General features: G+C 64.8%; 16 protein-coding genes and 2 pseudogenes. 13 read left to right on the top strand and 5 right to left on the bottom strand.

Annotated elements, in window-relative coordinates:
• Window positions 1-119: 119 nt before the first annotated feature.
• Window positions 120-689, bottom strand: coding sequence for a hypothetical protein (locus tag I5M_RS28790; protein ID WP_199900079.1), 570 nt, complete (start codon window positions 687-689; stop codon window positions 120-122).
• A 374-nt stretch (window positions 690-1063) separates the two neighbouring features.
• Here I5M_RS28790 and I5M_RS28785 point away from each other — a divergent pair, with 374 nt between their 5' ends.
• From I5M_RS28785 to I5M_RS28750, 9 genes are all read left to right on the top strand, one after another.
• Window positions 1064-1540 carry an ester cyclase gene (locus I5M_RS28785; protein ID WP_031337981.1) on the top strand — a complete coding sequence of 159 codons (477 nt, stop codon included), beginning with the start codon at window positions 1064-1066 and terminating at the stop codon, window positions 1538-1540.
• 83 nt (window positions 1541-1623) lie between these two features.
• A complete protein-coding gene (locus I5M_RS30810; protein ID WP_283804883.1) occupies window positions 1624-2352 on the top strand; it encodes an NAD(P)-dependent oxidoreductase in 729 nt (242 codons plus the stop codon).
• Window positions 2285-2641, top strand: a complete 357-nt coding sequence (locus I5M_RS34155; protein ID WP_283804882.1) for an NAD(P)-dependent oxidoreductase — start codon at window positions 2285-2287, stop codon at window positions 2639-2641. Before I5M_RS30810 ends, I5M_RS34155 begins: the two co-directional genes overlap by 68 nt.
• Before the next feature lie 160 nt (window positions 2642-2801).
• Window positions 2802-4145 (top strand): NADH-ubiquinone oxidoreductase-F iron-sulfur binding region domain-containing protein, encoded by a 1344-nt coding sequence (locus I5M_RS28775; RefSeq protein ID WP_244432119.1) that lies wholly within the window; start codon window positions 2802-2804, stop codon window positions 4143-4145.
• Window positions 4142-6838, top strand: coding sequence for a formate dehydrogenase subunit alpha (gene fdhF, locus I5M_RS28770; RefSeq protein WP_022724557.1), 2697 nt, complete (start codon window positions 4142-4144; stop codon window positions 6836-6838). The genes I5M_RS28775 and fdhF overlap by 4 nt, the downstream gene beginning before the upstream one ends.
• A 76-nt stretch (window positions 6839-6914) precedes the next feature.
• On the top strand, window positions 6915-7805 hold the full coding sequence (locus I5M_RS28765; protein ID WP_031337977.1) for a phosphate/phosphite/phosphonate ABC transporter substrate-binding protein: 891 nt from the start codon (window positions 6915-6917) through the stop codon (window positions 7803-7805).
• Window positions 7806-7868: 63 nt separating this feature from the next.
• Window positions 7869-8735: a phosphonate ABC transporter, permease protein PhnE gene (gene phnE, locus I5M_RS28760; RefSeq protein ID WP_022724555.1), complete on the top strand. Its 867-nt coding sequence runs from the start codon at window positions 7869-7871 to the stop codon at window positions 8733-8735.
• Between the two features lie 46 nt (window positions 8736-8781).
• Window positions 8782-9552, top strand: a complete 771-nt coding sequence (phnC, locus tag I5M_RS28755; RefSeq protein WP_244432118.1) for a phosphonate ABC transporter ATP-binding protein — start codon at window positions 8782-8784, stop codon at window positions 9550-9552.
• Window positions 9553-9622: 70 nt separating this feature from the next.
• On the top strand, window positions 9623-10483 hold the full coding sequence (locus I5M_RS28750; protein WP_022724553.1) for a LysR family transcriptional regulator: 861 nt from the start codon (window positions 9623-9625) through the stop codon (window positions 10481-10483).
• A gap of 112 nt (window positions 10484-10595) precedes the next feature.
• Here I5M_RS28750 and I5M_RS30805 read toward each other — a convergent pair.
• From I5M_RS30805 to I5M_RS28735, 3 genes and pseudogenes are all read right to left on the bottom strand, one after another.
• A pseudogene (locus tag I5M_RS30805) lies at window positions 10596-11125 on the bottom strand (VOC family protein).
• 100 nt (window positions 11126-11225) lie between these two features.
• The gene (locus tag I5M_RS28740; protein WP_031337970.1) at window positions 11226-12074 is read right to left on the bottom strand and encodes an alpha/beta fold hydrolase; all 849 of its coding nucleotides are present in this window, start codon (window positions 12072-12074) and stop codon (window positions 11226-11228) included.
• A 50-nt stretch (window positions 12075-12124) separates the two neighbouring features.
• Window positions 12125-12949 carry an oxidoreductase gene (locus I5M_RS28735; RefSeq protein WP_022724551.1) on the bottom strand — a complete coding sequence of 275 codons (825 nt, stop codon included), beginning with the start codon at window positions 12947-12949 and terminating at the stop codon, window positions 12125-12127.
• A 112-nt stretch (window positions 12950-13061) separates the two neighbouring features.
• On the opposite strand from I5M_RS28735, the gene I5M_RS28730 reads away from it, so the two are divergent.
• From I5M_RS28730 to I5M_RS28715, 4 genes are all read left to right on the top strand, one after another.
• On the top strand, window positions 13062-13922 hold the full coding sequence (locus I5M_RS28730) for a LysR family transcriptional regulator (protein ID WP_022724550.1): 861 nt from the start codon (window positions 13062-13064) through the stop codon (window positions 13920-13922).
• 361 nt (window positions 13923-14283) lie between these two features.
• Window positions 14284-15303, top strand: coding sequence for a TRAP transporter substrate-binding protein (locus I5M_RS28725; RefSeq protein WP_022724549.1), 1020 nt, complete (start codon window positions 14284-14286; stop codon window positions 15301-15303).
• A gap of 10 nt (window positions 15304-15313) precedes the next feature.
• A complete protein-coding gene (locus I5M_RS28720; protein WP_022724548.1) occupies window positions 15314-17191 on the top strand; it encodes a TRAP transporter large permease subunit in 1878 nt (625 codons plus the stop codon).
• A 41-nt stretch (window positions 17192-17232) separates the two neighbouring features.
• Complete coding sequence (locus I5M_RS28715; protein ID WP_031337968.1) at window positions 17233-18882, top strand: acyl-CoA synthetase; 1650 nt, start codon at window positions 17233-17235, stop codon at window positions 18880-18882.
• Between the two features lie 310 nt (window positions 18883-19192).
• Here I5M_RS28715 and I5M_RS33990 read toward each other — a convergent pair.
• Window positions 19193-19290: pseudogene (locus I5M_RS33990) on the bottom strand (MBL fold metallo-hydrolase); the annotation flags it as partial.

The raw sequence follows: 19290 nt of genomic DNA, 5'->3' as shown, positions 1-19290 counted from the left end.
CCAAAGGGTGATGCAGGTCCCCAGGGCGAAAAAGGGCGAGGCCGCCGCGAAAGAACTAATTTGCTTCCGAGCGAGGCGGCCGCGGCACCGCGCGTCGCGGCCGCCGCGGCCGCGACGCGTCATTGCGGCCGAGCGATGATCTGGTGATGCGCGTTCAGCCCGATCTGGCCGCGCACGGTACCGTGCGCCTTGCCGTCGCTGTGGTAGACCAGCAGCACGGCATTGTCGTGGGTCGGCATCGCCGGCAGCGTCACGGTGACGGCGGCGGTGCCGTCGGCGCCTGTGGTGAAGTTGTTGCCGGTCCCGGCGCCGTCCAGCGGCGTGAAGCTGATCGGCCTTGTGTCGAAGTGGTTCTCGAACAGGCTGTAGCTCGCGTTCGGCTGCAGGTGCTTGAAGCTGGCCTTGAATACGACCTTGCCGTCGGTTTGGACGATGGAGGCATCTGCGCTGGCGGCCAGCCAGGACTGCAGATCGAAGCCGAGCGGTTTGTGCGCGGCATTGAACAGCCTCGAGGTCTTGGAGTCCCGTTCGATCAGCGCCGGCCGGACGCCTGCGACGTGCTTGATGCCCTGGGGTCCGGTCGCTTCCGGTGCCGCTGCGTCTTCGACGAAGACTTGCGGATCGACCGCGCTCGGCTGCTCGGTCTCGGTCGAGAAGAATGCCGCATGGGTCTCGAAAGAGAGTGCCATGGAAGGCGGCACCATGGGCGTGGCTGCAACCGCGACCCCGGCGCAGGCAAGCAACAGCCCGGCCATGGCGGCCGGAGCGATGAGACGTTCGAAAGTATTGGACATGACGCGGACAGCCTTTCGAGGATGCGCCTGACGCGCCGGCGAACACCGGCGTTGCATCGCTATTCGTCGGAAGGCGTCGAGGCGTTACGCCGGGGCCGGGGAAAATCCGACCGGACGTGCCTTGATCTGGTGCGATAGATCTTGCAAGCGATGCGCTAGCCTGGTGGGAGCTCACACACGTGTGGCTTTCCTTGTGAATTCAAGGATGGCACCTAGAACAGCTGACGTATCATCCGAGACGCCCCCAGGTTAGCCAAAGGACAGTGTTTATGACTCCGTCTCGCTCGTTCAGGTCGCTGGGGCTTTCGCTTGCGGCGCTCACCATCTCGGTGACGACAAGCTCCGCTGCACTGGCTCAGCACGCTTATTCAGCCCAGGAACAGCGCAACAAGGCGATCGTGCTCGACTTCTACGAGAAAGGCCTGAACCAGAAGGATTGCGCGGCGGCGTCGGAGTATCTCGGCGCGTATATTCAGCACAATCCGACTGCCGAAGACGGCCCGGCCGGGTTCTGCAAGTTCATCGATTTCCTGAAAGCTAACTACCCGCAGTCACACAGCCAGATCACCCAGACCTTCGTCGACGGCGACTTCGTCATCCTGCGTGTCCATGCCGTGCGCGAACCCGGCACGCGCGGCAACGCCATCGTCGACATCTTCAGGCTCAAGGACGGAAAGATCGAAGAGCATTGGGACTCGGTCCAGCCGGTGCCGGAGACGTCGAAGAACAGCAACGGCATGTTCTAGACTCCAGGAGACCAGCGACGTCACACGATTGATAAAGATAATCGATACTTCAGAACGATCACCTTTCATGAAAAGGGGTCGTTATGCGCCCGCGGATTCTCGTCACCAATTGGGTTCACCGCGAGGTTCTGGAGTATCTCCAGTCGTTTGGAGAGGTCGACGTCAATCTCAGCCGCGTGCCGTGGTCCCCCGAGGAGGTGTTGGCGCGGGCGGCTCACAGCGACGCGATGCTCGGGTTCATGACCGATCATGTCGACGACGCATTCCTGGCGCGCTGCCCCGATCTCAGGGTGATCTGCTGCGCACTCAAAGGTGCCGACAATTACGACATCGCGGCGTGCCGGCGCCGCGGCATCGCCGTAAGTATCGTGCCGGATCTGCTCACCGTGCCGACCGCAGAGCTGGCGATCGGGCTGATGATCACGCTGGGGCGCCATCTCTTGGAGGGCGATCGTCTGATCCGCAGCGCTCCGTTCAGCGGATGGCGGCCGATCCTCTACGGCATGGGGCTCGATGGTGCGGCCGTCGGCATCGTCGGCATGGGAGCGGTCGGGCAGGCGATCGCGCATCGGCTTCGCGGCTTCCGGTGTCGGCTGTCCTATGCGGATCACCGTCCGCTCGCTCCGGCCAAGGAAGATTCTCTATGCCTTCTGCGCAGCGACTTGCCGCGTCTGTTGCGCGAGTCCGACTATTTGGTCCTTGCGTTGCCGCTGTCGGCCGCCTCGTATCATCTCATCGATGCGGATGCGCTGGGCGCAAATCAAACCCGGCGCGCTGCTGATCAATCCGGCACGCGGTTCGCTCGTCGATGAATCCGCCGTGGCGGACTCGCTCGAACACGGTCCTCTCGGCGGTTATGCGGCCGACGTGTTCGAGACCGAAGACTGGGCCCTCCCGGATCGGCCGGCGGCGATCGATCCACGACTCATCACGCATCCGCGGACGGTGCTGACGCCGCATCTCGGCTCGGCTGTCGACACAATCCGCCGCGAAATCGCGATGGCTGCCGCGCAGGATATCCGCCGCTATTTCGAGGGCCAGCCGCTGCAGGGCGGCCTGGTCGATCCGGCGCCGGCCGCGCGCTCTGCCGTGTCGGCCTGACGGCGAGTCGGCAATGCTGACGCCAGCACGGAACGTTGTCGCCGCCGCGCCGGTCCGCCGCGCGCCGCGTCATCGGATGATCGAAACGATGCACCACATCGTCGATCGTAACGGCCGTCTCGGTTCCGACGATCTCGTCCAACTCGCTTCCGATCATGGATTGAAGATCGCCGAGGTGTATGAAATCGCGTCGTCCTATGGGCGCTTTGCCGAACCGATAGCCGAGCTTCACCTCTGCAATGGTCCGGCGTGCCGGATGGCGCGGGCAGATGCCAGCACGGAAATCGGTGACGTCGAAACCACAGCGTGTCTCGGCGCATGCGACCAAGCGCCGGCTGCTCTGATCGCCGGTCAAAGGAGAGTTCGTTTCGGCCGCGATAGCGACGAACACCTTGCTGCGTCCGGATATGTCTCGGCTGAGCCCATTGCTTCGAACATCAATGGCGAGGCCGTGCTTGCTGCCCTCGACGATGCAGGACTTGGGGGCATGGGTGGTGCGCGCTTCCCGGTCGCGCAGAAATGGCGGCTGGTCGCGGCCGGCGAGGGGCCGCGCCACGTCGTCATCAACGCCGACGAGTCCGAACCGGGCTCGTTCAAGGATCGGCAGTTACTCGAGACCAACGCCCGGCAGGTGTTGACCGGTGCGCTGGTCGCTGCGCGCGTCGTCGGCGCTGAACTGATCCATGTCTATTTGCGCAGCCATCATCACGACCTGATGCCCGAGCTTGCGGCGGCGGCCGAGGCGCTGAGGCCGGCCTGGCCGGATATCGCTTTCGAGTGGCGCCGCTCCGGCGGGTCGTACATTTGCGGCGAAGAAACGACGTTAATCGAATGTCTGGAAGGGCGGGCAGGGCGGCCGCAACACAAGCCCCCGTTCCCCGCGCAGGCCGGCTTGTTCGGGCGCCCGACGCTGATCCACAACGTCGAGACGTATTTCTGGGTCAACGAAATCCTCTCCCGGGGCGCGGACTGGTTTCGCAGCCACGGCACGCGTGCCGTTCGTGGGTTGCGGCACTACTCGTTGTCGGGCCGCGTGCGTCGTCCGGGCGTCTGCGTCGCGCCCTACGGCATCACGCTGGCTGAACTGATCGAAAGCCACGGTGGCGGCATGGCGGACGGTCACGAATTGGCTGCGTTCTGTCCCGGCGGCGCGTCCGGCGGCATCCTGCCGGCGACGCTGGCGACGTTGCCACTCGACGACGCCGCGCTTGGTCCGCAGGGTGTGTCGGTCGGCGCGGGCGCGGTCATCGTGTTGTCGCAGGCCGATGATCCCATCACGTTCGTCCGCGATCTGATGAGGTTTTTCGCGGATGAAAGCTGCGGTCAGTGCGCGCCCTGCCGCTTCGGTACGAGGGCTGCAGTCGAAGCGCTCGGGCAGGGCGTGATCGATGACCACGCAGCGTTGGCCGAGGTGCTGACGCAGGGCTCGATTTGCGGCCTCGGGCAGGGCGCCGGCCGACTCCTTGCTTCGTTCGATCGGCACTTTGCCAAGGCCACGTCATGAGCGAGCCGCTGAGCAATGCCGTGACCGTTTCGTTCTATCTGGATGATGAAGCCGTCGAGGCGCGCCCCGGCGAGACCATTATCGATACCGCATTGCGGCTCGGGCATCATGTCCCGCATCAATGCTGCCAGCCCGCCAGCGATTTGCCGCGCCCCGGCCGCTGTCGTTCCTGCATGGTCGAAATCGAAGGCGACCATCAGTTCAAGGCGTCGTGCCGAGAGCGTCCGCGCGAGGGGCAGAGAATCTCGACCGACAGCCCACGGTTGACACGCTATCGCCAGACGCTGGCCGCGCTGCAGCCGCCTCGGGCCGCCGACATCGACGACAGTCACGTGGCGATCCGGTTCGATACATCGAAGTGCATCGCCTGCGGGCAATGTGTGACGGCATGCCGGGATGTGCAGTGCCACGACGTGATCGGCCTTGCCGGACGCGGAACCGACATTCACATCGTGTTCGATCACGAAGCCGCGCTCGGTGTCAGCAGTTGCGCGAGCTGCGGACAATGCGTGCAGGCGTGCCCGACCGGCGCGCTCTCCAGCCGGGCCTACGAGCCTGACGCGGCGCCGGCGACGCGCGAGGAAGAACGAGTCACCGAAGCGGTGTGTCCCTATTGCTGCGTCGGTTGCCGCATCGAGGTACACGCCCGTGACGAACGTATCGTCGATATCCGCGCGCTGGACGGGCCGACCAATCATTCACGTCTGTGCGTGAAGGGGCGGTTCGGCCAGGATTTCATCCATCACGCCGACCGGCTCACCACGCCGTTGATCCGTCTGCCCGGCGTGCCGAAAGGTGACCTCGGTGCTGACTGGCGCGCCGGCTTCCGTGCCGCGAATTGGGAAGAAGCGCTCGATTTCGCCGCGGCAGGACTACGCCGTGTCCACGCCGCGCACGGGCCCGACAGCCTGGCGTTTTTCGGATCGCTGAAGACCTGCAACGAAGACAGCTACCTGTTTCAGAAGTTGGCGCGCGCCGCCTTCGGCACCAACAATGTCGATCATCCGACCCGCCTGTGTCACGCTTCGTCGACAGCGGCGCTGCTCGAGAGCGTCGGCACCGGTGCGCCGTCGTCTCAGATCGGTGAATGCGCCAACGCTGACGTGATTTTCGTGATGGGCGCGAACCCCTCGACCAGCCATCCGGTTGCCGGTTCGCTGTTACGCAACGCCGTGCGTGACGGCGCCAAGCTGATCGTGCTCGATCCGCGCGGCCAGCCGCTCGAACGCTTCGCCTCGCACGTCGTGCGGTTCAAGCCGGGCACCGACGTGGTGCTGCTGGGGGCTATGCTGAACGTCATCATCGACGAGCGACTGTACGATCGTGAGTTCATCTCGGCGCGCGTCGATGGGTTCGCGGACATCGAACGCATGGCGCGCCAGTTTCCGCTGCCCGTGGCGGCCGCGATCTGCGGCGTGTCGCCCGACCTGATCGCCGAGGTCGCGCGCGTCTATGCCGGTGCGTCAGCCGCGATGACGATCTGGGGCATGGGCATGACCCAGCACAGCCACGGCACCGACAACATCCGCTGCCTGATCGCGATGGCTGTGCTGTGCGGGCAGGTGGGGCGTCCCGGCACCGGGCTGTATCCGATCCGCGGCCACAACAATGCGCAAGGGGCGCCGGATTCGGGGATGCTGCCGAACTACCTCCCGGATTATCAGCCGGTGGAAGCCGCAGAGGTGCGCGACAAGTTTGCGGCGCTTTGGGGCGTGCCCGTTCCCGCCACTTCGGGCCTGACCATGATTGAGGTCGTGGATGCGATCCATGCGGGCGGCGTTCGCGCGCTGTATTCGCACGGCGCCAATCCAGCGATGTGCATGCCAGGCTCCGACCGGGTGCGAGCGGCGCTGGCCCGGCTAGATCATCTCGTCGTGCAGGATATCTTCCCGACCGAGACGGCCGCCTATGCGGATGTCATCCTCCCGGCCGCGGCGTTGCTCGAGAAGGAGGGTACCCTCACCAATATCGACCGCCGGATTCAACGCACGCAGGCCGCGGTGAAGCCGCCCGGCGAGGCCAGGCCCGACTGGTGGATCGTGCAGGAAATCGCCCGGCGATGCGGGCAGGAGTGGGACTACGCGGGACCGGCCGTGATCTTCGACGAAATGCGCCGCTCGATGCCCTCGATCGGCGGCATAACTTGGGAGCGGTTGGTGCGCAACGGCGCGGTTCAATATCCTTGCCGCATCGAAGGCGATCCCGAAACCGCGCTGCTTTTTACGGAGCGTTTCCACACCGCAAGCGGACGTGCCCGCTTGATACCTGCCGAAACTGCGGCGCCGGCACAGATAACCTCGGCGGAATTCCCGCTGATCATGACAACCGGACGTTTGCTCCAGCATCACACCGGGCCGATGTCGCGGCGTGCCGCGGTGCTCGATGCGATCGAGCCGGACCCGTTCGTGGCGATGAATGCGCTCGACATGCAGCGCTTGTCGTTGAACACCGGAGACCCCGTCACCGTCCGTTCGCGCGAGGGCGCGATCGACAGCTACGTGCGGGCCGACAGCGCTCTGCCGGAGGGCCTGGTGTTCGCGCCCTATTGCTTCACCGAGGGACCGGCCAACGCACTTGTTACTCCACTGATGGATCCGATCAGCAGGACCGGCGACATGAAAGTCTCGGCAGTCGCGGTGGCGAAACGTCAAGGTCGCGTTGCGGTTCATACGCCGGTCGCAGAGACGATTTAGAAAAAGGATGGATGCAGCGCTTCAATCGAGAACAATGATCGTGGCGGCATCGTCATCCCTCTCACAAGGATCTGCCATGATGGGCTTGAAATCCCGGATATTCCGCTCGCTCGCGCTGGCGGCGGCCGTCGCAATGTCCTGCTTCGCTTCGCCGGCTGCGCACGCTCAACAGATGAAGGACGGAAAGCTGCATCTGCGCTTCGCGATCGCGCCGCTGCGGCCGACGCCCGCCCAGACCATCAAGGAGTTCGAGCCGCTGTTCAAATACGTCGCCGATCAGCTCGGCGCGACGTACGAACTGGTGTCGCCGGAGAGCTGGGCGGCGATTTCCGTCGCGATGACCAACGGTCACGTCGATGTGGGTTGGCTCGGACCGTGGGGCTACGTGCTCGCCAACAAGAAGTCGGGAGCCGAGGTGATCGCCACCGCCAAGTATCGTGGCAAGCCGATCTATCACGCGATCATCGAGGGCAGGCCGGGGCTCAACATCAAGAAATGGCCGGACGACGCCAAGGGCATGCGGTTGTCGCTGTCCGACCAGGGCAACACGTCGGGCTGGCTGATTCCGACGGCTTACTTCATCAAGCAGGGTATCGATCCGAAGACCTTCTTCCAGTATCGGGAAGGCGCCACTTTCGGCAACAATGTGATGATGATCCAGCAGGGCGTGCTCGACCTCGGCTCGGACATGGATCGCGGCCGCTACGGCATGATCGAAGCGGGCGAGATGGACCCCAAGAAGGTGAAAGTCATCTGGACGTCCAACCCGCTGCCGAACGACGCCATCACCGTTCCGAAGGGCTTCGATCCGGTGCTGAAGAAGAAGATGCAGGACATCCTTGTCGGGCTCAGCGAGGACAAGGCGCAGTCGCTGATGGGGTCGGGCTACAACGGCTTCGTCAAGGCGACTCACGACGACTACGAAGTCATCGAGGAAGCCGGCCGCGTCACCGGCAAGCTGGATTAACAAGCTCCGCTGAACCGGGGGCTGCGAGCGCAGTCCCCGGTTCGCTATCCGACGGAGGACACCATGACCGAGCCTGTGTGTTACCTTGAGCCTACCCGCTCCTGGCGTGATGACGGCGTGCTCCGCCGCAACCTCGCGCTGGTGATCGTCGCGGTGCTGATCGTCGTGTTCGCCCGCGCCTCGCACGTCGATCCGCAGAAATTGTGGGCCGGTGTTCCGCTCTTGGCGTCGTGGGTGCCGTCGATGTTCCCGCCGGACCTGCGTTCGATCGGCGAGATCCTGTATGCGGCGTTCGAAACACTGTCGATGGCCTCGATCGGCACACTGATCGCGCTCGCCTTCGCATTTCCGCTCGGCTTCTTGGCGGCGCGTAACACCACGCCTCATCCACTGGTGTCGGTCGCCGCGCGAGCCCTCCTCAACGTGACGCGCGGCACGGAAACGCTGGTGTTCGCGCTCGTCTTCGTCGCTGCGATCGGGTTCGGTCCGTTCACCGGAGTCTTGGCGATCGCATTTCACATGATGGGCGCGATCGGCAAGGCCTTCGCCGAGGCGATCGAGCCGGCCGACAAGGGACCGATGGATGCGGTGGCGCTCACGGGTGCGAGTCGGCTGAAGGTGATCCGCTATGCTTTGATTCCCGACGTCGCGCCCAATCTGATCGCAGCCACGCTTTACATGTGGGAGTACACGGTTCGCTCGTCGACCGTTCTGGGCATCGTCGGCGCCGGCGGCATCGGCCAGACCCTCAAGGACACCATCGACCTGTTGGATTTTCCCAAGATGATCACGGTGCTCACCGTCATCCTTCTGATGGTCTGGATGATCGACAGTCTGAGCGCCTATCTGCGCGGTGCCGTGCTCGAGCCGCCGCGCGCCGATCCGCGTCGCATTCCGCGACGAGCTATCTCGGGAGACTCACATGCCTGAGGCAGTCACAGTAACGCCTGCCGCCGAGAGCCCGGTTGTCCTGTCGGTGCGCGGTCTGAAGAAATCCTACGGCGAGCATCGCGTTTTGAACGGTATCGACCTCGATCTGCGCCGGGGTGAGTTCGTCGTCGTGCTCGGGCCGAGCGGGACGGGGAAGTCGACACTGTTTCGCTGCATCACGCGGCTCACCGAACCGGACGAGGGTGCGATTACGTTCGATGGTTTGGACGTCACCGCCCTGAAGACAGACGGTCTCGTGGCGATGCGCCGCCGCTGCGGCTTCGTATTCCAGCAGTTCAATCTGGTGCGCCGGCTGTCGGCGATCGACAACGTTCTGGCCGGCCGGCTCGGTCACGTGTCGCTGTGGCGTGCCATGCTGGGTGCGTTCTCGAGGCAGGACCGACAACTCGCGCTGGCGAGCCTCGACGCGGTCGGGATGCTGGATCACGCCTACAAGCGTGTCGACGGTTTGTCGGGCGGACAGCAACAGCGGGTTGCTATCGCTCGGACGCTGGCGCAGCAGAGCCAGCTGGTGATCGCCGACGAACCGATCGCCAGTCTCGATCCCGAATCAGCCAGAACAGTGCTTGGTATCCTGCGCAAGGTCGCGAAGGAGAAGCAGATCTCAGTGCTCTGCAGCCTTCATCAGGTCGAGCAGGCGCTTGCGGTCGGCGATCGGATCGTCGGGTTCCGCAACGGGCGGATCGTTGTAGATTGCCCCGCGCAACGTTTCACCGACGACGATTCCGCGCGTATCTACGGGCCGCAGACGGAGGCAGCCGAACAGCCGGGCGAGCGGCCGGCATATGCGGCCTGATCCATCTCGCGGCTGGGCGTGCGGTTTCGGCGATTGGTCTTTGGACGGAAATTCGTCAGCGAAAAATGCGATGAACCTCGAGCATGTCCAAACCTATCTGGCGGTCCTGCAAACCGGCAGTTTTCGCGCAGCCGCACGCCGGCTCGACATTTCGCAGCCGACGGTGACTCTGCACATCAAGAAGCTCGAAGACAGCCTCGGTCAGACCTTGATCATCCGCGAGCGCGGCGGATGTCTGCCCGCACCCGGCAGTGAATCTTTCGTCCGGCATGCGCAAGGCATAGTGCGACTGGCCGAGCGGGCGCGCCTTTCCTTGCGCCAGCCCCAACTCACCATCGGAGCGGCGGGTAATCTCGGCATCTATCTCCTCCAGCCTTACTTCCGCTCGTTCGCGGATCGGCAAGGGCAGGCGGCCCGGCTCGAGATGGTGATCGATCGAAACGATCGCATCGTCGACAGACTGGAGAGCGGCGAGGTCGACGTCGCCACGCTGGAATGGTGGGACGATCGCGACGGTTACGTCGCCAAGGTCTGGCGCGAGGAACCGGCGATCGTGATCGTCTCGCCGGAGCATCGCTGGGCAGGACGCTCCTCGATCCGACCCGCCGATCTTGTCGGCGAACCGTTGATCGGCGGTGAGCCGTGTACCGGGACCGGACGGATGCTGCGTCACCATCTCGGCGACATCGCGAGCCGGCTCCAGATCACCTGCAACCTCGGCAGCACCGAAGCGGTCAAGTCGGCGGTCAGGGCGGGTCTGGGCATCTCGGTCGTCCTGAAGGCCGCCGTCGAGGATGAGCTCGCCGCGCGGCATCTCGTCGGCGTGCCACTCAACGGCGTCAGCCTCGCCAAGCAGCTCTACGTGATCCGGCCCTCGGGTCTGCCGGGCGACAGCCTCGCGGCCAAATTCGCGCAACATCTGGCGCACTGACCCGGGAGAGCGGATCGTCTAGAGCAGGGCGCCTCGCCGGCCCGAGAGTGAGTTCTCTGCCGTCCGGTCTCGGCCGGCGCGCAATCCCGCAATCCGCAGGATGGTGCTCTGATCAGTCCTCGTCCTGCCATCTGCGCAGATCGGTCTGGTCGTGATAGGCCATGCGGTCGGGCGTGGTGATGAATTCGATAGTCGTGCCCACGGCATGCGGCAGTAGCAGACTTTGTTTCCAGCCCCTTTCTCGGTCGCGTAAGGAATGGCGCGCGGCGCGGTGAGGGGAGTGCCTCCCGCCTTCCTGAATCGTTCGACCGAGGCGTCGATGTCGTCGGTGTAGACGCCGAAGTGCGTAATGCCGAAGTCGCTCGCTCGGATCGGCTGGTTTTGTTCGGGGCCATGCATTTCGAACAACTCGATGTCGGGTCCGGTTCCGATCTTGACCATTGCCTGCGCGCGCACGACCGTGCCGGGGAAAGCGCCGACCGCCCGCTCGAATTCGGGGCCTTGCCGCGGCGGATCCTGCGGGCCGAACGACTGATAGATCACCTGGCCGCCGAAAGCTTCCACCAGGAACGATTTGGCGGCTTCGATGTCGGGCACCGTGATGCCGATATGATTGACGCCGCGAATGACGGGTGAGGTCATGACAGTTGTCCTTTCTGATTGAATCGATCCATCGTGATGGAGGCGTAACGCGCCCGCCGTGTTGCGCTACGCCGGCCGCGACGGCGCGGGCATAGAGTTATTAGTTGGCCTTGAGGAAATCGATCAGAGCGCCCGCGACTTCATCCGGCCGTTCGTCCGCGACATAGTGACTGCACCGCGCGATTGAGCCGCCGGTCACGTTGCTGGCGAATTCCTCGAGCATCGGCACCATCTGCGCGCCGAAGCGCTGATCTCCGCCGAGAGCCAGCACCGGGATCTGGAGCGGTTGCTTCTTGTAGTCGAGCGCGGCCGCGTGATCGGCGGCGAGGGCGCGATACCATTCCATGCCGCCGCGGGTGCGGCCGGGAAGCGCCATCGCCTTGGCGTAGATCTCGACGTCCGCCGGGTTGAACGTGCTGTGATCGTAGAACCGCTCGGCCATGAAGCTCGATGCGTAGTCGTATTCGCGGCCATGGAGCAGGCGCTCGGGAAGATCCCGGTTCATGTGGAAGCCGAAGTGCCAGAGCCTTGCGATCGTCGCCTCCCATTTGCTCCAGCCGGGAAGCGGAACGTCCAGGACGGCGAGGTGAGTTACAGAATCCCGATAGTTCGCGGCCTGCGGCAACGCCACCATCCCGCCGATGTCATGGCCGCACACCGCGTAACGCTCATGGCCAAGGGCGACCATGACCGCGTGCGCGTCGCGCGCCATTGTCGCCTTGTCGTAGCCGCTCTGCGGACAGTCGGAAAAGCCGGCGCCGCGCAGATCGATGGCCACCACGCTGAAATGCGCGGCCAGCAGCGGCATCACGTGATGCCATTCCCACCATGTTTCCGGCCAGCCGTGCAGCAGAAGGATCGGCGGCCCCGAGCCGCCCGTGACGGCGTTGATCTTGATGCCGTTCACCGGCACCAGCTGCTGGGTAAACCCGTTCAAAGTCGCGATCATGGTCGCTGTCCAGTCGATGTTGACGTTCAAGCAGTGCTGGCAACCAGCGCTCAAGGCTGGTCGAAATCGGTGGCGATGGTGACGTCGCGCCAAGAGTCGATATCGCTGCGGAAGGCTTCCAGCTTTCGCTCGGCGATCGCGTGCGCGACCGGGCCGAGCGGCAGATGCAGCGGCGCGTCCTCGGCGTCGACCGCCTGCAGGATCACCGCGATCGCCTTGTCGGGATCGCCGGCCTGATTGCCGTTGTTGGTTTCGCGATAATGCCTGCGCGAGGTCCCGGCATATTCCGGCATCTCGTTGGCGGCGACCGTGATCGAACGGCCGAGGAAATTGGTGCGAAACGGCCCGGGTTCGACGACCAGCACGCGGATGCCGATCGGCTTCAGCTCGCCGGCGAGCGCTTCGGAAATCCCTTCGACGGCGAACTTGGCGGCGTTGTAGTAACCGCCGCCGCCGCCGCCCGCGATGCCGGCGCCGGACGACATGTTGACGATCGTGCCGCTCGAACGGCGCAGCACGGGCAGGGCTGCTCGGGTGGTTTCGATCAGGCCGAAGACGTTGACCTCGAACATCGGCCGATACTCTTCCGGCGTGCCTTCCTCGATCGCGCCGTGCAGTCCGTAGCCGGCGTTGTTCACCAGCACGTCGAACCCGCCGAAGACCTCGACCGCCTTAGCCACGGCGGCCTTGGCTGCCGCCGCATCGGTCACGTCGAGCGGCAAGGTGATCATGCGGCCGCCGAACGGCTGCGCCATGTCCGCGATTGTTTCGATTTTGCGGGCGGTCGCGACGACGCGGTCGCCGCGCTTTGCCGCGGCGAGCGCGAGCCGCCGGCCGAAGCCGCTCGAGCAGCCTGTGATGAGCCAGGTTTTCATGACGACTTCTCCGAGTTGATTTCAGACGACGCCTGGCAAACCTAGGTGATTAGATTTGTTCTTCGAGTGACGTATCTGTATTCTCGGCGTTCAGTTTTGTTCGGGTGCGGCGATGGAATGGAGCGACGTCAGAGTTTTTCTTGCGATTGCGCGATCCGGCACGCTCGGCGGCGCCGCGCGTAGTCTCCAGACAAGCCATCCGACCGTCGGCCGGCGCCTGCGCGCCCTCGAAGAAGCAATCGGTCAAACGCTCTTCCAGCGGACTGCGGACGGTCTTGTCCTGACCGACGAAGGCCACGGCATCATCGCGCTGGCCGAGCAAATGGAAGAGGGCGCTCTTGCAATGGAGCGTCGGCTTGCCGGGCAGGAGCAGAATCTCAAAGGCAGTCTGCGCATCTCATCGGCGGACTGGTTCGGCGCCTATGTGCTGCCGCCGATCCTGGCGGATTTCTCGAAGGCCTACCCCAATGTCGACGTCGAAATCCTGACCGGCACACGCCAGTTCAACCTCGCCCAGCGCGAGGCCGACGTCGCGTTTCGGATCGTCCCGTTCAAGACGGCCGATGTGGTTCAGCGCCGGCTCTTCAAGCTCGAATATGGCGTCTACATCGCCGAGGAATCGCCAGATCCCAAATACGGCGACGGGACCGGTTTCCGGCTGATCACCCACGACACGTCCACGGGCCAGTTTCCCGACATCGCGTGGCTGATCGAAAGCTTCCCGAACGCCAGACCCGTGCTGCGATCGAACAACCGCAACGTCCAGGGCCGCATGTGCAGAGAAGGCGTCGGCATCGCCGTGCTGCCGCGCGTGGTCGGCAATCAGATCCCGGGCATCCGCAGACTGGAGCTGCCGACGCCGCCGCCGTCACGCGACATCTGGATGGGATATCACCGAGACCTCAGGCGTCTGCAGCGGCTTCGTGCGTTCATCGCGACGGTGTCGGACCTCCTCGTGAATGCGACGGCGTGAGAGAGAGGCCCCGATCGAAAGCCCACCCGGACATCCGGAATTCGCATAAGGTATATTATGGAATATCTATATTAGGCAGAAGTGACATGAGGTTGTCTGGCATTCCAAAGTCAGCTGGCCGCTACGTTGCCTTTTGGCTGTCCGCATGACCGCTTTCCGAGATGACGGCTTTCGGTCAGCGACCGAGCCTTGGCGGCATCCGTTCGGCTGCCGATCGAAGCCGCGCCGCAGGCTCTCCATGACGGCCACCATCCTCCCAAAACCCGCTTGACCGCACCCGCCGAAATGACGACCAAAGACGCCGTCGACTTCCCGGGCAGCGTCCCGCAAAAATCAAGCAATCGGGTCAGGAGGAAAACCAATGGGCGTTTCACGCAGGTCGTTGTTGAAGGCATCCGCGGCAGTCGCCGCGCTGGGCGGCGTCGGTGCGCCGTTCGTGGTGCGCGCGGCCGAGGCCGAGTTCAAATACAAATACGCCAACAACCTGCCCGACACCCATCCGATGAACATCCGCGGCCGCGAGATGGCCGAGGCCGTCAAGGCCCAGACCAACGGCCGTGTCCAGATCGATGTGTTTCCGAGCAGCCAGCTCGGCTCGGACACCGACATGCTCAGCCAGATCCGCGCCGGCGGCGTCGAGTTCTTCACGCTGTCGGGCCTGATCCTGTCGACGCTGGTGCCGGCGGCTTCGATCAACGGCATCGGCTTCGCATTCCCGGACTACGACACGGTCTGGAAGGCCATGGACGGCGATCTCGGCGCCCATATCCGCGGCGAGATCCAGAAAGCCGGCCTCGTGGTGATGGACAAGATCTGGGACAACGGCTTCCGCCAGACCACGTCGTCGACCAAGCCGATCAACGGTCCGGACGACTTCAAGGGCTTCAAGATCCGCGTCCCGGTGTCGCCGCTGTGGACCTCGCTGTTCAAGGCGTTCGATGCCGCGCCGGCCTCGATCAATTTCAGCGAAGTCTATTCGGCCCTGCAGACCAAGATCGTGGAGGGCGAAGAGAATCCGCTGGCGATCATCTCGACTGCCAAGCTCTACGAAGTGCAGAAGTACTGCTCGCTGACCAACCACATGTGGGACGGCTTCTGGTTCCTGGCCAACCGCCGCGCCTGGGAGAAGCTGCCGCCCGACCTGCGCGACATCGTCGCCAAGAACATCAACGAGGCCGGCGTCAAGCAGCGCGCCGACGTCGCCAAGCTCAATGCGTCGCTGAAGGACGAACTGGCCGCCAAGGGCCTTACTTTCAATCAGCCGCAGATCGGCCCGTTCCGCGACAAGCTGCGCGCCGCCGGCTTCTACGCCGAGTGGAAAGGCAAATACGGGGAGCAGGCCTGGGCGCTGCTGGAAAAGTCCGTCGGCCAATTGACCTGAGACTTGGGTCATGGCCGGCGCCGGTGCCCAGCCGCTGACCACCGCACAGCCTCTGTCCGCGCCGCGCTGCTGGCTCGGCGCGCTGGAGGCTGGGCTCGGCTATGCGGTCGAGATTCCGGCGGCGATCCTGGTCGTCGTCGAGATCGTCGTGCTGTTCGCCGGCGTGGTGGCGCGCTATGGGCTGTACCGGCCGCTGATCTGGTCCGACGAACTGGCCTCGATCCTGTTCCTGTGGCTGGCGATGCTCGGAGCCGCGGTGGCGTTCCGCCGCGCCGAGCACATGCGCATGACCGCCCTCGTCGCCCGCGCCTCGCCGCGCCGGCGCGCGTTTCTCGATCTGATCGCGATCTGTGCCGCGCTGGCGTTTCTGCTGCTGATCGCAGCGCCGGCCTACGAATACGCTTACGAAGAGAGCTACATCACTACGCCGGCGCTGTCGCTTGCCAACAGCTGGCGCGCCGCGGCGCTGCCGGTCGGCATCGCCCTGATGGCACTGTTCGCGTTGCTGCGACTGGCGCGGTTCGGCGACATCAAGCTGATGCTCGGCGCGGTGCTGACCGTGACTCTCGTGATCGGCGCATCCTATCTGGCCCAGCCGCTGTTCAAGCCGCTCGGTAATTTCAATCTCGTCATCTTCTTCGTCGGCGTGGTGGCGGCCTGCGTGTTCGCCGGCGTACCGATCGCCTTCGGCTTCGGCCTCGCCATCTACGGCTATCTGGCGCTGACGACGTCGACGCCGCTGCTCATCCTGGTCGGCCGCATCGACGAAGGCATGAGCCATCTGATCCTGCTGTCGGTGCCGCTGTTCGTCTTCCTCGGCCTGCTCATCGAGATGACCGGCATGGCGCGGGCGATGGTGGCGTTTCTCGCCAGCCTGCTCGGCCATGTCCGCGGCGGGCTGCATTACGTGCTGGTCGGCGCCATGTATCTGGTCTCCGGCATCTCGGGCGCTAAGGCCGCCGACATGGCGGCTGTGGCACCGGTGCTGTTTCCGGAGATGAAGGAGCGGGGGGCGAAGCCGGGCGATCTGGTCGCCCTCCTCGCCGCCACCGGCGCCCAGACCGAAACCGTGCCGCCGAGCCTGGTGCTGATCACCATCGGCTCGGTCACCGGCGTGTCGATCTCGGCGCTGTTCACCGGCGGCCTGCTGCCGGGCGTGGTGCTGGCCATCATGCTCTGCGCGCTGGTGTGGTGGCGCTATCGCCGCGAAGACCTCAGCCATGTCAAACGCGCAACGGGCAGCGACATCGGCAAAGCCTTCATCGTCGCCCTGCCCGCGCTGGCGCTGCCGTTCGTCATCCGCGCCGCCGTGGTCGAAGGTGTCGCCACCGCCACCGAAGTCTCGACCATCGGCATCGTCTACGCGCTGATCGTCGGCCTCCTGGTCTATCGCAAATTCGACTGGCGCCGCCTGATGCCGATGCTGGTCGAGACCGCGGCGCTGTCCGGCGCCATCCTGCTGATTATCGGCACCGCCACCGGCATGGCCTGGGGCCTGACGCAGTCCGGATTCTCCCGGGCACTGGCGACGGCGATGACCAGCCTGCCCGGCGGCGGCGCGATCTTCCTGGCGGTGTCGATCGTCGCCTTCATCGTGCTCGGCAGCGTGCTCGAAGGTATTCCGGCAATCGTGCTGTTCGGCCCGCTGCTGTTTCCGATCGCCCGCGCGGTCGGTATCCACGAAGTGCACTATGCCATGGTCATCATTCTGGCCATGGGCGTCGGATTGTTCGCACCGCCGTTCGGCGTCGGCTATTATGCGGCCTGTGCGATCGGACGGGTCGATCCGGCCGATGGCATGCGCCCGATCTGGGGCTACCTGCTGGCGCTGATCATCGGCCTGATCGTCGTCGCCGCAGTGCCGTGGATTTCGATCGGATTTCTTTGAAGCGCCGCGCGCGGCGCTGTCGCTTGAGTAAGGACACGTCGATGAGCAAGCCGCAGGGTCATTACAGCATCGGTCTCGACAAGACGCCGGCCAATTACGTGCCGCTGTCGCCGCTGAGCTTCCTCGAGCGCTCCGCCAACGTCTATCCGGGCCTGACCTCCGTGGTCTACGAAGGCCGGCACTACACCTGGAAAGAGACCCGAGAGCGCTGCCGCCGCTTCGCGTCGTGGCTGACGCGCAGCGGCATCACCCGCGGCGACACCGTCGCGGTGATGCTGCCCAACGTGCCGGCGATGGTCGAGGCGCATTTCGCGGTGCCGATGGCCGGCGCGGTGCTGAACGCGCTGAACATCCGGCTCGACGCCCCGGCGATCGCGTTTCAGCTCGAGCACGGCGGCGCCAAGATCATCCTGGTCGATCCGGAATTCTCCGCCGTCGTCGCCGAAGCGCTGAAGCTGATGCGCGGGCCGAAGCCGCTGGTGATCGACGTCGACGACAAGATGGTGCCGGGCAGCCACCGCATCGGCGAGCTCGAATACGAATACGCCGTCGCCTCCGGCGATCCGACCTATGCGGGCGTGCGTCCCGAGGACGAGTGGGACGCCATTTCGCTCGGCTACACCTCAGGCACCACCGGCAATCCCAAGGGCGTGGTGACGCATCATCGCGGCGCCTATCTCAACGCCGTCAGCAACATCCTGGCCGGTCAGCTCGGCGCTCATCCGGTGTATCTGTGGACGCTGCCGATGTTTCACTGCAACGGCTGGTGTTTCCCGTGGACGCTGGCGGCGGCCGCCGGCGTCAATGTCTGCCTGCGCAAGGTCGATCCCGCCAAGATCTTCGAACTGATCCCCAAGCACGGCGTCACCCATCTGTGCGGCGCGCCGATCGTCTACAACACGCTGATCAACGCGCCGGAGGCACCGAAGGGCGCCGCCGCCCGCCCGGTGGTCGGTCTGATCGCCGGCGCGGCGCCGCCGATGGCGGTGCTGGCCGGCGCCGAGCAGATCGGCATCAAGCTGACCCACGTCTACGGCCTCACCGAAGTGTACGGCCCCGCCTCTGTCTGCGCCGAGCAGCCCGGCTGGGACGCCCTGCCCGTCGCCGAGCGCGCCATGCTCAAGCGCCGCCAGGGCGTGCCCTACCCGTTGCAGGAAGCCGTCACCGTGCTCGATCCGGAGACGCTGCAGGAAGTGCCGCGCGACGGCGAGACCATCGGCGAGGTCATGTTCCGCGGCAATATCGTGATGAAGGGCTATCTCAAAAACGAGGTCGCCACCAAGGAAGCGCTGGCCGGCGGCTGGTTTCACACCGGCGACCTCGGCGTGCTCGACGCCGAGGGCTACGTCATCATCAAGGATCGCTCCAAGGACATCATCATCTCCGGCGGTGAGAACGTCTCCTCGGTCGAAGTCGAGGACGTTCTGTACAAACATCCGGCGATCCTGTTCGCCGCCGTCGTCGCCAAGCCCGATCCGAAATGGGGCGAAGTGCCCTGCGCCTTCGTCGAACTCAAGGACGGCGCCAGCGCCACCGAAGCAGAGATCATCGCCTACTGCCGCGAACATTTGCCCGGCTTCAAGACCCCCAAGACCATCGTGTTCTCGTCGATCCCGAAAACATCGACAGGGAAGATTCAGAAATTCATGCTGCGCGATCAGGTGAAATCGGCGAAGGCGATTTTGGAGTAGTTGGATCACGGCGCGTCGGAGTCGCCGAGCCGCCGCAGCCCCTCACCCCACCCCTCTCCCCGCAAGAGCGGGGCGAGGGAGCGCGCTGCCGGCGCGGCGCGTGTTTCGACCCTAATACACTCACGTTCGTCATTCCGGGGCGCGAGCGAAGCTCGCGAACCCGGAATCCATACCCCCCGTGCTTGCTACTTGACGGCGATGGTCGGACGAGCGCCGGTCGTAACCGCGCCGCTGCGGAGTATGGATTCCGGGTTCGCTCGCTTCGCGAGCGCCCCGGAATGACGAACGAGAGGGTGGCGGATGGGGACGGTCAGCCCGCGATCTGCAGCCGCATGCCGTCGAACCCCGGCACTACGCCGCTGGGCAGCTCCTTGCGCAGCGTCTCGTAGTCGATATCGGCGTGCATGT

The sequence above is a fragment of the Rhodopseudomonas sp. B29 genome (assembly GCF_000333455.1).
GTDB lineage: Bacteria > Pseudomonadota > Alphaproteobacteria > Rhizobiales > Xanthobacteraceae > Rhodopseudomonas.
The sequence above is the reverse complement of the archived record's forward strand: the minus strand, read 5'-3'. Positions and strand labels throughout refer to the sequence as shown.

Excerpts from the sequence above, each read along its gene's own strand:
- I5M_RS28790 (WP_199900079.1), bottom strand. The coding sequence starts at position 689 with ATGGCACTCTCTTTCGAGACCCATGCGGCATTCTTCTCGACCGAGACC.
- I5M_RS28735 (WP_022724551.1), bottom strand. The coding sequence starts at position 12,949 with ATGAAAACCTGGCTCATCACAGGCTGCTCGAGCGGCTTCGGCCGGCGG.
- I5M_RS28785 (WP_031337981.1), top strand. The coding sequence starts at position 1,064 with ATGACTCCGTCTCGCTCGTTCAGGTCGCTGGGGCTTTCGCTTGCGGCG.
- I5M_RS28715 (WP_031337968.1), top strand. The coding sequence starts at position 17,233 with ATGAGCAAGCCGCAGGGTCATTACAGCATCGGTCTCGACAAGACGCCG.
- I5M_RS28750 (WP_022724553.1), top strand. The coding sequence starts at position 9,623 with ATGAACCTCGAGCATGTCCAAACCTATCTGGCGGTCCTGCAAACCGGC.
- I5M_RS28725 (WP_022724549.1), top strand. The coding sequence starts at position 14,284 with ATGGGCGTTTCACGCAGGTCGTTGTTGAAGGCATCCGCGGCAGTCGCC.
- phnE (WP_022724555.1), top strand. The coding sequence starts at position 7,869 with ATGACCGAGCCTGTGTGTTACCTTGAGCCTACCCGCTCCTGGCGTGAT.
- I5M_RS30810 (WP_283804883.1), top strand. The coding sequence starts at position 1,624 with ATGCGCCCGCGGATTCTCGTCACCAATTGGGTTCACCGCGAGGTTCTG.
- I5M_RS34155 (WP_283804882.1), top strand. The coding sequence starts at position 2,285 with ATGCGCTGGGCGCAAATCAAACCCGGCGCGCTGCTGATCAATCCGGCA.
- I5M_RS28740 (WP_031337970.1), bottom strand. The coding sequence starts at position 12,074 with ATGATCGCGACTTTGAACGGGTTTACCCAGCAGCTGGTGCCGGTGAAC.
- I5M_RS28730 (WP_022724550.1), top strand. The coding sequence starts at position 13,062 with ATGGAATGGAGCGACGTCAGAGTTTTTCTTGCGATTGCGCGATCCGGC.
- I5M_RS28720 (WP_022724548.1), top strand. The coding sequence starts at position 15,314 with ATGGCCGGCGCCGGTGCCCAGCCGCTGACCACCGCACAGCCTCTGTCC.
- I5M_RS28765 (WP_031337977.1), top strand. The coding sequence starts at position 6,915 with ATGATGGGCTTGAAATCCCGGATATTCCGCTCGCTCGCGCTGGCGGCG.
- fdhF (WP_022724557.1), top strand. The coding sequence starts at position 4,142 with ATGAGCGAGCCGCTGAGCAATGCCGTGACCGTTTCGTTCTATCTGGAT.